Origin of the sequence: Paenibacillus thermoaerophilus, from assembly GCF_005938195.1 — a bacterium.
Lineage (GTDB): Bacteria > Bacillota > Bacilli > Paenibacillales > Reconciliibacillaceae > Paenibacillus_W > Paenibacillus_W thermoaerophilus.
On record NZ_VCQZ01000012.1, the window covers coordinates 15,797 to 29,968 of the forward strand.

At 54.7% G+C, this 14,172-nt stretch carries 9 protein-coding genes; 3 read left to right on the forward strand and 6 right to left on the reverse strand.

Annotated features, from left to right (window positions below; all coding sequences use genetic code 11):
* Positions 1-14: 14 nt before the first annotated feature.
* The 5 genes from FE781_RS09790 to FE781_RS09810 all read right to left on the reverse strand — a co-directional run bounded on the left by FE781_RS09790 (position 15) and on the right by FE781_RS09810 (position 10,905).
* A complete protein-coding gene (locus tag FE781_RS09790) occupies positions 15-941 on the reverse strand; it encodes a carbohydrate ABC transporter permease (RefSeq protein ID WP_138789444.1) in 927 nt (308 codons plus the stop codon).
* 16 nt (positions 942-957) lie between these two features.
* Positions 958-1,920, reverse strand: a complete 963-nt coding sequence (locus FE781_RS09795) for an ABC transporter permease (protein ID WP_138789445.1) — start codon at positions 1,918-1,920, stop codon at positions 958-960.
* Between the two features lie 122 nt (positions 1,921-2,042).
* Positions 2,043-3,692, reverse strand: coding sequence for an extracellular solute-binding protein (locus FE781_RS09800; RefSeq protein WP_379252098.1), 1,650 nt, complete (start codon positions 3,690-3,692; stop codon positions 2,043-2,045).
* A gap of 338 nt (positions 3,693-4,030) precedes the next feature.
* On the reverse strand, positions 4,031-8,626 hold the full coding sequence (locus tag FE781_RS09805) for an endo-1,4-beta-xylanase (protein ID WP_138789447.1): 4,596 nt from the start codon (positions 8,624-8,626) through the stop codon (positions 4,031-4,033).
* A 383-nt stretch (positions 8,627-9,009) separates the two neighbouring features.
* Complete coding sequence (locus FE781_RS09810; RefSeq protein WP_138789448.1) at positions 9,010-10,905, reverse strand: PrkA family serine protein kinase; 1,896 nt, start codon at positions 10,903-10,905, stop codon at positions 9,010-9,012.
* A 412-nt stretch (positions 10,906-11,317) separates the two neighbouring features.
* Here FE781_RS09810 and FE781_RS09815 point away from each other — a divergent pair, with 412 nt between their 5' ends.
* From FE781_RS09815 to FE781_RS09825, 3 genes are all read left to right on the forward strand, one after another.
* Complete coding sequence (locus FE781_RS09815) at positions 11,318-12,025, forward strand: DUF2161 family putative PD-(D/E)XK-type phosphodiesterase (RefSeq protein WP_138789449.1); 708 nt, start codon at positions 11,318-11,320, stop codon at positions 12,023-12,025.
* 122 nt (positions 12,026-12,147) lie between these two features.
* On the forward strand, positions 12,148-12,702 hold the full coding sequence (locus FE781_RS09820) for a hypothetical protein (protein WP_138789450.1): 555 nt from the start codon (positions 12,148-12,150) through the stop codon (positions 12,700-12,702).
* Positions 12,648-13,247 carry a methyl-accepting chemotaxis protein gene (locus FE781_RS09825; protein WP_170209500.1) on the forward strand — a complete coding sequence of 200 codons (600 nt, stop codon included), beginning with the start codon at positions 12,648-12,650 and terminating at the stop codon, positions 13,245-13,247. Before FE781_RS09820 ends, FE781_RS09825 begins: the two co-directional genes overlap by 55 nt.
* A gap of 81 nt (positions 13,248-13,328) precedes the next feature.
* Here FE781_RS09825 and FE781_RS09830 read toward each other — a convergent pair whose 3' ends face one another.
* Positions 13,329-14,099: a sulfite exporter TauE/SafE family protein gene (locus tag FE781_RS09830; RefSeq protein ID WP_170209501.1), complete on the reverse strand. Its 771-nt coding sequence runs from the start codon at positions 14,097-14,099 to the stop codon at positions 13,329-13,331.
* Positions 14,100-14,172: the final 73 nt, after the last annotated feature.

The window sequence follows — 14,172 nt, forward strand, 5'->3', positions numbered from 1 at the left end:
CATCGTGATGGCGGTTATTCCTTCACGCCACCTACGATCATGCCTTTGACAAAATATTTTTGCAGGAACGGGTACACCAACATGATCGGCACGGAAGCCACGATCGTCATCGTCGCCCGAATGGAAAAAGGCGTCACCTGGCTTGTGCCTGTATTTCCGGCTGCGGTAAAGTCCGGCGCCGTTTGCGAGGCGTTGGAGTTCTGCAAAATTTTCTGCAACTCGTATTGCAGGGTGCTTAACTTCTCATAAGAAGAATTATACAAAAACACGTCGAACCACGAGTTCCATTGATAGACGCCCGTGAACAGAGCCACCGTGGCCAAGACGGGCGTGCTCAGCGGCAACACGATGCTGAAGAAGGTCCGGTAATCGCCGGCGCCGTCAATTTTGGCGGATTCCAGAATGTTGTCCGGCAGACCTTCGATAAACGAACGGATGATAATCAAATTGAATACGCCCACCAGTCCGGGAAAGATGTACACCCAGAAGCTTCCGACCAATCCAAGATCGCGCATCAGCAAAAAGGTCGGAATCAGGCCGCCGTTGACATACATTGTCAAAATGAAGGCAACCGTCACAAACTTGCGCAGCACGTACTCCGGTCTGCTGATCGTATAGGCCACCATAGCCGAACACATCACCGTCAGTACGGTGCCAACCACCGTCCGCAGAATCGAAACCAAAGTGGCGTGGAAAATGGTCGCTTCCTCAAACACAAAGCGATAGTTGTCCAACGTCCACTGCCTCGGCCACAAGTAGATGCCGCCTTTGATCGAATCGCTCGCATCGTTAAGGGAAATGGCCAGCGTGTTTATAAACGGATACAACGTCACGACCATCAGCAACACCATCAATGTTATATTCACCGTCTCGAATACCCGATCCCCGAACGACAGGCGGATGTGCCGCTTTCTGCGTCTCTTGGCCGTCAACTCTGCCATATGGCGACCCTCCTTCTCAGTACAACCTGGCTTGGCCAAGGCGCTTCGCGATATGGTTGGCGGCGAACAGCAGGATAAAGCTAACCACTGTCTTGAACATGCTGGCCGCCACGGACAACGAGAAATTACCCATGTTGATGCCGTACTTGAGGACAAATATATCAAGGTTCTCCGAATAATCGATGTTCATGCCGTTCCCCAACAAATATTGCGGCTCAAAACCCGAATCCAGCAAATAACCAATGTTCATAATCAGCAGAACGACGATTACCGGCCGGATGCCGGGCAAGGTAATATGCCACATTCGCTTGAAGCGTCCCGCTCCGTCCATCTCGGCCGCTTCATATTGGGCCGGATCAATCATCGTCATCGCGGCGAGATACACAATGGTGTTCCACCCCAAATCTTTCCATACGACGCTGGCGCCAAAAATACCCCAGAACCAATGCCCGACGCCCAAAAATAAAACCTCGTCATCAATCACACCCAGCCACATAAGCAAATCGTTGACGATGCCGTCCGTCGACAGCACACTCTGAATGATTCCGGCCGCCACTACCCACGAGATAAAATGGGGCAGATAGCTGATCGTTTGCACCACGCGTTTAAATACGATTTGACGCACTTCGTTCAACATCAAAGCAAGCGTGATCGCCGTTGTAAAACCCAATACCAGGTTAATCGCGCTCATGACCAGCGTATTGCGAAGAACACGTAAAAACCGCTCATCTCCAAACAAAAATTGGAAATGTTTAAATCCCACCCATTGCTGATCAAAGAAACCGCGGGCAGGTTTAAAGTCCTGAAAAGCAATGGTCCATCCCCAGAGCGGCAAATATTTAAAAATAAACAGCCAAATGACAAACGGCACGGACATCACGACAAGCGCCCGCTGTTGAACAAGCAACCGGAAAAATCGTTTCCATCTCGAAGGTTGGACGGTTGCCGACGGTTCCGTGTACGCGACATTTCTCTCCATGGTTCCTTCCTCTCCTTAGCGGTACCGAAAATGCCAATACGGGAATCGCGATGCCGGTTCATAAGCGAAAAGCCGGTCTGCGCGGGGCGCGGTAGGACCGGCCTTTCGTTTCACCTGGAGATTTATTGCCCTTTCACTTTCGCCACGATCTCCTTGATTCTTTCGGTATACCATTTCTCGTAACCCGCAATGTCAAGTTTGTTTAATTCCGTCGTATACCGAGTCCACACATTTTCGAATTTATCCGGGGTCGAGAGCACCAGTTCCGGAATATATTTGCGCTGAATTTCGGTCTTTTTCGCTTCGAAAATTTGTTGCGGCGAACCTTGCTCCTTCTGGATTCCCCATGCCGGAAACCAGGGGCGCTCGTCCGGCGGCGTAAACAATTCCGAGTATGTCTTCACCCCGTATGCCGACAAAATCTTTTTGTCCGGTTCAGTGAGGCTGAGTTGGAATACTTCAGGCTGCAGTCCGGGAGATGCGGCATTACCGTTGGACAGCGTCGAGTTCGTGCCGAAATGCGGCCAATCCCAGTCGAATACGGAGAACCCATAATCTTCGTTGAATTTTTTGTCCATTTTGTCGATCATTTCTTGCGTACGATACATCCGGCCTTTTTCGTCTTTCAGATACGTCTCTCCCTCGACGCCCCATTTGACGAGAATTTGGTTTTCCTCCTTCAGGAGGTTGTCGATAAATTTAATGATACGGACAGGATCTTTGGCGCTGACTGTAATGCCAAACCCGCGGTTGTTGACGAATCCGGGCGGATCAAGGTACTGATCTTTCCCCCCGTGAAACGTAACCGGCAACGCGAAGTACCGGTAGCCGTCCTGGGACGGATCGGCTTTCGCCGCGTCACTCAGCACGTTCTGGGCTGAACCGATCTGCCAACCGTAATCGAAGAATCCAAGCACCTTGTGAGATGTCAGCTTGGCGATATATTGATCGTAGTTGTCGACAAATGAAGATTTGTCGAACAACCCCTTGTTGTTGATCTCGTTCAGCATTTTAAACCATCGCTTTTCATATTCGGTTCCGGCATAAATCTTCGCTTCGTGCGTCTGCATATCAACCATCACTTCACCGTCGTTCGGATAACCGGCCAGATGGTTTGGCACATTGGTGGTTGCAAAGAAACGCCAATCGTGCGTCAACGCGACGAAACCAGTCAATTTCTCATTCGGATGAGCCTTGATAAAATCTTCAATCAGCTTGAAATATTCATCGACTTTACGAATCTTCGGATAACCAGCCCACTCCAGTACCCGCCGTTGCACCCAGAAACCGCCTTGATTGATGTTCGGATCAGGAATGTATTTGTTGACTACTGTGGAGAAAGGAAGAAAATAAATTCCGCCGTCCTTGGCTTTCATCCGATTGTAATATGGTTGGAAGACCCGTTTGATGTTCGGCCCGTACTTTTCAATCAGTGGATTGAGGTCAATAAAAGCACCTGCGTTCAGCAGTTGGTTAATCGCCGCGTCGGGAATTATCACATCCGGATATTCGTTAGCGGCTACCATCGTTCCGACTTTCGCGTTCAGATCGCCCACCAAATGTTCAATCTTGAAGTTGACACCTGTCTGCTCCTCCAGAATCTTCCCGATCCTGGTTTCATTGGTATTGACATCTTTTTCGCCCGCCACCCCGTTAAAGATTCGGAACGTCACTTTGTCGAGCGGCTGCTCACTTGGACTGTTTTCCGCTTGAGAAGAGGGTACCGGTTCTTGCTTGTTGTCGGAACAAGCGGCCGCGACCGATGCCAGCATCAATATCAGTGCCAGTGTCGAGGCAAACCCCTTTTTGTTCGTCACCTTGACCAAAACTCCCTTCCATTTGTTTTGTAAGCACTTTCATTATAACGGTCAGGCTGTTTGTTGTTTACCCCGTAAAATAAAGGTCGTACTTTAAAAAATAAATAAATATGTTGCGGAATCTGGCAAAAGGGGATCACCTGAGTCCTCGGTAGAAAAACGCAGCATGTTAAAGGCAACGATAGCGACTAGCTTGGCTAGGCGCGCGACAATATGAAAAAGAGGGTCGTCCCTCCGTCATCTGTGATGACTTTTGGGACACCCTCGTGTTGCGGTGGCTATGACTTCCCGTATTACCACTTCCAGATCCGGTACAAAATCACGGCAGCTTCGGCTCGAGTGAGCGATTGTTGCGGAGCGAGATATCCCTGATAACCGTTGATGATGCCGCCTTGTACCAGGGCCTCCACTTCGGTTCTCGCATAAGGCGAGACGTCGCCCGCGTCGGAGAAGCTGTCCAGCGATAGCGCCCCGGCTTCGTTCGGCTTCGCGCCCGCAGCCGCCAAAGCGCGTGCCGTCAATACCATCATATCCTGACGGGTAATCGGGCTGTCGGGCCTGAAGATATTGCCGTCAAAGCCGGAAACGATGCCCAGCGCTTTCGCAACGGCGAGTTCCTCGTAGTAATCGGCATCGGCCGCAACGTCGCCGAACATGGAGATGCGGTCTGTGTCCGCGTTCAGATCAAGCGTCCGTACGAGCAGGGCGATCGCTTCCGCACGATGGACGGGCGCTTGCGGAGCAAAGCGGTTCTCTGCTTCGCTCTTTAGCAAATCGCGCGCCGTCATGGCGTTAATCGCCTGCTTCGCCCAGTTCAGGCTTGCGATATCATCAAAGGCATGAACCACATAGGCGACCGCGAAGCTGCCGGACTCGCGGGTTGCAAATACGACCGATCCTGCCGCTTCGTCATAGCGTCCGTTCGGTATGGCCGTGACGTTGCCATGGTCGTCCAAGCGCCACACCACGATATAGTCAGGACGAAGCCGTTCCGCGGCGCCTGGTGTATAGGGAATGGACACGGTCGCTGCATGATTGCCGCCCAAGCTGGCAACAGACGCGCCATCAGCCAGCAAATGAACGCTTATGGCCGGACGGTTGCCCGCATTCGCCCTGGCCGCTGCGTCCAGCGGCTGAGTGGAAGCCGGGGCTATGCGTATGGCAATATGCTCCGCGCTGCTTGCTGCATCCATCAGCGATCGGCCGGGTATCGTAAGGGTCGCCAATTCGGTTTTGACGGACAGGTTGACTTCATCTTGTCCTCGCAGCCCTGCCGCCGGCAACTGCACTTCATAAGAAGTGGCATTTGCCTGCTTGGCCAGTTCAATAACAATTGGTTTCTTCCCGTTTGCGTCGGCGGCGTTTGCGATTGCGCGGTTCAATTGCTCGATTGTCACCGTGCCGACTACTTGACCGTTGGTATTCGTTGTTACCGGGACGATGGGACCGCTGCCCTCGCGAATATCGGGCGGATTCATGCCCGTCCCGGGATTCTCATTCGGGTTGTTTCCCGAATCGTCAGGCTTGTCAATCAAAGTCAATACTCCGAACACGGAAGGATCCTCGAAGCCGCGGCCCGTCAGATCATTCCAGGTGGCTACGCTTTGGCGAGCGCTATTCTGTGCGTCGTTGATTTGCGCGTCAAAGCCGATTTCCATCTGTGTCGTTGGAGTTATCGTTCGGAACGGAATTTTTACTTCTACGATGTAACCCGTCCCGGATACGGAAGTGGCGGACTCAAAGCCTGCCGCAATGCCGTTTGGATTAAACGAGGTTTCATTATCGAAGTTGACCCGGTATTGGCCGTCATCGTCCTGATAATAGGTGACCTTGTCGTTGTTCTCATCGACGAAAACTTCGATGGAATCCTGCTCCCAAGCGTTTGCATTCGATTTGTCGAGCCGTGAATCGTTTACGTGGAATAATACATATAAATGTGAGTTGTCCCATAGCGCTTTGGCGAAGCCATTAGCACCTTGCCAAGCCATTTGGTAACGGTTGACGGGCAGGATGGGCGCTGTGCTCCACACCGGATCAATCTCGCCGTCGATTTTCGGCGTGCCCCATACCGCCTGGCCGCGGTTAGCCTCGACCCGTTCGCCGCCGTCATACTCCTCGATGTACTTCTCCGGATTGATAACCGCGTAATAGGCGGGTTTGGCTTTCAGGTTTCGGTCGAACAGCAGCGGGTTTTGCGCAGCACGCCAACTGGTCGCATCGTTTAATCCCCACAGTGTGACCCGGGAAATGTGTTCGGCTTTCTCCTTGTAGAGCTTGAACAACCGGGCGTACAAATAGGCTTGTTTCTGGGCTTGCTCCTCCGTCAGCACATGGTCGCTGCCGGCCGTAATATCGAGCTCGGTGACGCCAATCTCCACTCCAAGGGAGATGAATTTCTCCATGGAAAGCCTTACATTTTCCGGATTGGTGTTCAGGTTGTAATGCGCCTGCATGCCGATGCCGTCGATCAACCGCTCGCCGCCGGTTTCGGCCGCGTACCGTTCGTTGATGTCTTTCACCATCTGATAGATGGCTTCCGCTTTCCTCTGATTGTCGTCATTGTAATCATTGTAGTAGAGCTTGATGTCCCAGCCGTTCGCCTGGATCACTTCCTTGGCGAAACGGAACGCGTATTCAATATAATCGGGGCCGATCGCTCTCAGCCAGCCCGATGGGCGCAGGGAAGATTTCCAGTCGGACGGATTCGGCGGGTTGTCGGCCATCGCTTCATTAACGACATCCCAGGAGATCACCTGATCCTGGAAATGCCCGACCACGGTTTGGACATGCTTCTTCAGGTTGGCCAGCGCTTCGTCGCGCGGCAGCGGGGTGCCGTTCGCATCGGTATGAAGCGCCTCGCGCGACTGTTGATGCCATACCAGCACATGCCCGTGAATCTTGAAACCGTGTTCCCGCGCTTTGCCGACCAGCTCATCCTCGGCCGTGAAGTCGAAATTTCCTTCGTCGTCGTAGGCATATCCCGGTTTCATCGCGTTTTCGGCGGTGACCAGATTATGATGCATCTTAAGCAGATCCAGGCGAGTTCCTTCCATCTCGCTGAGCGAGACCGCATTGCCAATCAGGAAGTCGTCCTTATAGACGTCTTTCAGCGGCGTTAAATTCCGTTCGATGTCGATGCTGCCTGAATCGGTCGGCTCGAAGCGAACATCGTCCAGGTAGAAGGAGGCTGCGGAACTGTTCGGGCTTTCCACGTAAATCGTCAAGTACTCGTTGCCGAGACTGTTATAGCGGTAGGTGCCCTCCAGCATCACCCACCCGTCCTCGACGCTGACCGTTTTGTTTTGCAGATTGTTGTAACTGGCGCCGTCGCCGTTTCCAATCTGCGTTGACAACTGAAGCTGCGCCGAGGCTGGCGAAATCAGCTTGACCCAGGCGGAAACTTTGTACTCCTTGCCTTTGTCCACGTATGGCTCCACGCGCAGGGAGGGCCCGTGCCAAGTCGCCGCGCGGTTTTCAACCTTTAAGGCGTATGCGCCGCCTTCGGTGTGATTGGCTTCGTCTGTTACGGTTAACGTTTCAACGCCGCCGCGGGCTTGGAATCCTCCAGGCTGGCCGTCTTCGAAGGTAACCGGAACAAACGGCTTGGCGGGCGGCTGTTCTTCTCCCGGCTCCTCCTCGCCGGCGCTGGCCGTCGTAGTAATGAGAATATCGCCGACGTAGAACGGTACTTCCTTGCCTTGCTCGTTGGATTGAATACGGAGGGCGCGATCCTCTGATTTTACGGTATAACTTCCTTTTAATTGAAAGGATTGTCCCGCTTGCATGACAGTCTCCGCATACAGTCCCTGATAGGTATCCACATTTTGCAGCAAGGCTTTTGCGCCAGCTGGCACGTTCACATCAGGATCGAGATAACCTGTTACCGTAATGGTATAGGTTTTGCCTGCTTCCATGCCGACACGAAGAAACGGAATATCCACGCCATCCCAGTTGTTGGTTCTGCCCGTAATCTGCACGGCGGCGCCGTCTTCATTGCCATTGAAGGTCTTGCCCGTTACAGGCGACACTTGCGCATTTCCCGCTTGGGTCGCTACGCCCAGACCGTCTGCAAACGTCTCGTGGTAGACGAGCGTTTCTTGAGGTTCTTCCCCCGAAGTTTCTGGAGCGGGTCCGCCCAGCCAGGACGCAATCTGTTCGAGCGTGGTCTCCATCTTCACATAATGTCGAGCCCGTGCATACGGGCCTTGATCGGGGGTTCCTACTTTAAAGGCGTATTTGATGCCGTTCTCGGCCATAGCTGCTTGGGTAGCGGCATGATGATGACCGTACGGGTAAGCGAAGAGGACGGGATCTCGTCCGGTTATCGCCTTAATATAGCTATTAGCTTGGGCTATTTCGGCTGAAGCTTCCTCCTTCGTCATGGCGTTCCATTGGTTTTCGGCATGATGCACGGAGTGATTTTGAAGGCTGATATTCGGATGATTCTCTGCCAATTCCCGAAGCGCTTCTTCGGTGATGCTGTAACCTCCGCCAATCCATCCGGTCACAACAAATTGAACGGCATTCATATTGTACTTCTCGAGAATCGGAACGGTGGTCGTGATAAAATCAGGGGTTGCGTCGTCAAAGGTAAGCAAGATGGGTTTCTCAGGAATATCCGCAGGAGCGGCATTCCCTTCCATGATGTCGACATACTGCTCGGCTGTCAGCGTCGTAAAACCATGGTCATGCAAATACTTCATCGTCTCTTCAAACTTCTTGGTACTGATATCTGTCCACTCATTGGTCGGATTGTCGACCACACGATGATACAGCAGAACCGGGATCGGTTTGGCCTCAGCTTTCGTAGTTGGTGAGAACAAGCCCGATGGCAACAGTAGCGTCATGGCGAGCATCATGGACATCCACCTTATCCATCTTGTTTTCATCCGATACATTCCCCCTCGCATTTAAATTGTAAGCGTTTAACATGATCTATCCTCGATTATAACGATATATAAATTTTCATTTGACCGGAGTAACTTTACAATTCACTTCACTTTTTAAAGAAAATTTGCAACCCATGGCCGACTGCACGGGACAACGTCTTCATTTATCGGCTCGCTCAAGACGCGAGTAGCCGCGTTTCTTTAATCCCAAATTGGAAAGCCCGTTGTTATCGGCCGGTCGATGCCGGTTCCCCGCTGCCGACCCAGCCAAGCCCTCATACGCCAAAAAACCCGGAGCCTTCGCTCCGGGCTTTGATCCTGCCGCCCCGCCTTTCCCGCCAAGCGCGTTCAAACGCGACTCGCCGGCCGCGTTCCCGCGCCGCTTACCGGTTCAACAAGCTTCCGACGTACCGCAGCAGCTCGTTGCTGCATACCGGGCAGTATCCATGCTCGTCGATCAGCCGCTTCGTCACCTCGTTGATTTTCTTCAACTGGTTTTCGTCCGGCGTTTTCGTCGAGGTCGTGATTTTCACGATATCCTTGAGATCCGCGAACAGCTTGCGCTCGATCGCTTCGCGCAGACGTTCGTGGCTGGAATAATCGAACCGCTTGCCCTTGCGCGAATAGGTCGACATCCGGATCAGGATTTCTTCCCGGAACGCTTTTTTCGCGTTCTCGGAGATGCCGATCTGCTCCTCGATCGAGCGCATCAGCCGCTCGTCGGGGTCCATCTCCTCGCCGGTAAGCGGGTCGCGGATTTTCATCCAGTTGCAATACGCCTCGATGTTGTCGAGGTAGTTTTCGAACAGCGTTTTGGCCGATTCCTCATAGGAGTAGACAAACGCCTTCTGGATTTCTTTTTTCGCCAGTTCGTCGTATTCTTTGCGCGCGATGGCGATGAAGTTTAAGTATTTTTCGCGTTCTTCCTTCGTGATCGACGGATGCTGCTCCATGCCGTCCTTCAACGCGCGAAGCACGTCAAGCGCGTTGATGCACTGGAGATCCTGCCGGACGAGGGCGCTGGATATGCGGTTGATGACGTAACGCGGATCGATGCCGGTCATGCCTTCTTCGAGGTATTCGCTCTGCATCTCTTTGAGATCCGCTTCCTTGAACCCTTCGACGGCTTCGCCGTCGTACAGTTTCATTTTTTTCAGCAGGTCCATGCCTTGCTTCTTCGTTTCTTTCAGCCTCGTCAGGATGGAGAAGATCGCCGACGCGCGCATCGTATGCGGAGCGATATGGATGTGCTGCATGTCGCTCTGCTTGATGAGCTTGGCGTATATTTTCTCCTCCTCGGACACCTTCAAATTGTAAGGCACGGGCATCACGATCATCCGGGACTGCAGCGCTTCATTTTTTTTGTTGGCGATAAACGACTTGTACTCCGATTCGTTCGTATGCGCGACGATTAATTCGTCGGCCGAGATCAGCGCGAAGCGGCCGGCCTTGAAGTTGCCCTCCTGCGTCAGCGAAAGCAGGTTCCACAAAAACTTCTCGTCGCACTTCAGCATCTCCTGGAATTCCATAATGCCGCGATTCGCTTTGTTCAGCTCTCCGTCGAACCGGTAAGCGCGGGGATCGGACTCCGAACCGTACTCCGTGATGGTGCTGAAGTCGATGCTTCCGGTCAAATCCGCAATATCCTGCGACTTCGGGTCCGAAGGGCTGAACGTGCCGATGCCGACCCGCTCTTCCTCGGAGAAAAAGATGCGCTCCACCAACACGTCCTCGATCCGGCCGAAGTACTCCTCCTTGACCCGCAGTTGGCAGGACGGGCACAGGTTGCCTTCGATCTTGACCCCCAGCTCGGCTTCGATCTCGGGACGCAGCTCGTGCGGAATCAGATGAAGCGGCTCCTCGTGCATGGGGCAGCCCTTGATCGCATAGACGGCGCCTTCGTCCGTTCGGGAATAACGCTCCAGCCCCTTCTTCAGCATCGTGACGAGCGTCGATTTGCCGCCGCTGACCGGTCCCATGAGCAGCAGAATCCGTTTCTTCACATCGAGCCTCATCGCCGCCGAGTGGAAGTACTCCTCTACGAGCTTGTCGATCGTCCGGTCGAGGCCGAACAGCTCACGGTCGAAAAATTTATAAATTTTCCGGCCGTTCACCTCCTCTACCCCATGCCATACGATCATATCGTAGACGCGGGCGTGCGCCGTGCGGGCAATTTGGGGATTTCTCCTCACCAGCTCCACATAATCCGCAAAGCTACCTGTCCACGCCAGACGGTTCTGCTCGGCCTGGTGATCCGATATCCTCTTGAAAATGTCCATGGCAACCTCCTTTTCAGTAGCTACCGCCTGCCATCCGCCAGGTTGACCCATGCGTATCTTCGTTGCCGGAAACGGACCCACTCCTTCGAGGCCGGGTCGATGGGCCGCTTCCCTGAGTAATACATACCTATGCAGAGGGGGGGGATAAGTTTACCGAATTTTTAGAGGAAGCCTTGCGCAAAAGAAGGCGAAAAAAGCCGTTTCCGCGCGGCAAAACGGCTCTCGTCAAAACTTGTCCGGCGGGGAGCGGCCGCATTCCCGCGAGCTCGGCTCCGCTTGTTCGCGGCATTCTCCGGGCACGTGCCCGTTGGGACAGCGCCGTCCCGCCGAACGAAAAAAACGGCCGGGATTCGGCCGTCCATGATATAATGAACCCGCGGTTCCGACAAATTGCGGGGAAGGAGCGGGAAACATGGCCGTAGCGGCGGAAACCGAATTGTACGAGCCCATCAAACGGTATTGGGAGGCGCTCGGCTACGAAGTCAAAAGCGAAGTGAATCACTGCGATCTCGTCGCGGTTCGTCCGGAGGCGGAGGGCGCCTTGCCCGTGATTGTCGAGCTGAAGCGTTCGTTTACGCTGCCGCTTGTCTATCAAGGCATGGACCGCCAGAAGCTGTCGCCTTACGTCTATCTGGCCGTGGAGAAGCCCCGGGAAGCCCGCCGGGGAGCCGGCAAGCGCTGGTCCGACGCCGGACGTCTCTGCCGGAAGCTGGGACTCGGCTTGCTCACGGTCACCTTCTATAAAACCCGGAAGCCGTTCGTCGAGCGGCTGGTCGATGCGGGAGAGCCCGATGAAGGAGGCGGCGCGCGCGGACGCGCCGTCAAGCGGCTGCTTCATGAATTCCGCGAGCGTAGCGGCGATTACAACATCGGCGGAAGCGCCCGGCGCCGGCTGGTCACAGCGTACCGCGAGCAGGCCATCGCCATCGCCAGGCTGCTGTCGGCGGAAGGCCCGCTTCGCCCCCGGGAGATCCGGGAGCGCCTGGCGCTCGGCAAGGCGGCGGCGATCCTGCAGGACAACTATTACGGCTGGTTCGAGCGCGTCGAACGCGGCGTATACCGGCTGTCCGAGCGGGGAGCCGGCGAGTTGCCCCAATACGAGGGCGTGACCCGCGGATGAACGGTCCGGACGGCACGGGCCGTTCGTTCCAAACACTCCCCCCTTTCGACAGAAATCGTGTATAATGAACACGATTTTTTTCTTTTTTGGATTTGTCCAATTTTTGGAGGTGCCCTCCCCGGATGAGATCGACAGCTAACCCGGCGCCGGCGGCCGCCCGGCGAAACGTGCCCTATTTCAAATCCATCGCGTTCAAAGTGTCGGGAATAGCGGCCTTGTGCTTCATCCTTCTCGGATCGCTAATGGCGTACATATCCTACAGCCAGCAGAAAGCGCTGATCTGCGGCAACCTGACGGAGAAGGAAAAAATGTTCCACTTCCCTCTCGCGTCGGAAATCGAACGGATCGAAAAAGCCAAGTCGGAATTAAAAAAGGACCCGGACGCCTACAAAAAAGATCCGGACATCATCAATCTGCAATATGAGATGGACCGCTATGCAAGCATCGAGAACGTCGAGAACGCGTACCTGTTCTACCCGGAATGGCTGGATGTGGACGGGGAGAAGGCGCTCCTGAACCTTCTGTCGAACGCCGATCTGTATGAAACGGAAAAACCGGCCGCCCCTTATGTGCTTGACGATGAGCTCTTCAGCTCGCTCTTGTGCGGGGAGCGACCGACCAAGTGGCCGGCAGCATCGAACGACTCGGCAAGCTGTCCGAGGAGATCGGCGAGATGACAGCGGCGATTGCGGCGGTGTCGAACCGGACGAACATTCTGGCGCTGAACGCGTCCATCGAAGCTTCGCACGCAGGCGAGCACGGCAAAGGCTACTCCGTCGTCTCCGCGGAGATCCGCAACCTTGCCGAGCAATCCTGGCGATCGACGGAGCGGATCTCCAGTCTGATCGAATCGATCCAGGCCGAGACCGCGGCCGCCATCCGGGCGATGAACCGCGGCGCGCTTGAGGTGGACGCCATGCAGACGGCTTCTTCGCAATTGGAAGAGTCGTTCCATGCGCTCTCCGATTCGATCGATACGGTGGCGGAGCAGCTTGCCGACGTGTCCGCCGTCGCCGAGCAGATGTCGGCGGGGAGCGAGCAAGTATCGGCTTCGCTGCAGGAGCTTGCGGAGCTTTCCCGCCAGTCGGCCGGCCATGCCCGGGAAGTGGCGGCGGCTTCCGGCCGCCAGTCGGAAGCGATTCGGCGCATGTCGCAAGCGGCAGCGGAGCTGCGCGCCATGTCGAGCGGCCTGCGCGAAGCCGTCAACCGCTTCAAGCTGTAACCCGGCGGCTGCCAGCCATACAGGAAAAGCCGTTTGTTCGACCGGCCGGGTCGAACGAACGGCTTTTATTTATGGAGACGCTTATAATAAGTTGATCCCGCTAATGAAAATAATCGACGCCATAATCGCCCTTAGCGCCCCGGTCGGCATCCGCGCCGACAAGTTGCTGCCGATCAGGACGCCCGGTACGGAACCCATCAGCAGATTAAGCGCCAGCATAAAATCCACATGGCCGAGTCCCGCATGCAGCAAGCCCGCCGCCGTCACCAGGAAAAAGGCGTGGGCGATGTCCGTGCCGACCACCTGCGAGCCCTTCAGTTTGAACAAATAAATCAGCGCAATGGCGAACAGCGAGCCCGAACCAATCGAGGTCAGGCCGACCACGAAACCGAGCGCGAAGCCCACCGCAATCGTCAGTCCCCGTTTCTCATTGTTCCCGGAGTCATGCTCGGCCGGTTCCTTCTGGCTGAAGCGGCGGTCCAGCCAAACCTTCAGCAGCGTGACCACGGATACGATAACGAGCATGACGCCTAACGCCTGCTTCAACAGTTGTTCCTGTTGATCGAAATACACGCTGTAAACCTTCAGCAAACCGATCGCCACAACCGCCCCCGGAATGCTGCCCATCGCGAAATAGCCGACAAGCTTCCAATTCACCGTCTTTAGTCTGGTGTGCTGGATCGTCCCGAACAACTTGGTCACGGAATTGTACAACAAGTCCGTTCCGACGGCGATGGAAGGATGAATGCCCATAAATAACAGGACCGGCGTAAGCAAAGCGGCTCCGCCTACGCCGGTCAATCCGACGAGCAAGCCAACCAGCAGCCCCATTGTGCTGATTCCGAAGTCCATGTTGACTGGTCCCCCGCACTATTAATCCGAGTATTTAAATAGGATTATAAGGGGTGAGACCGGAATTGTAAAC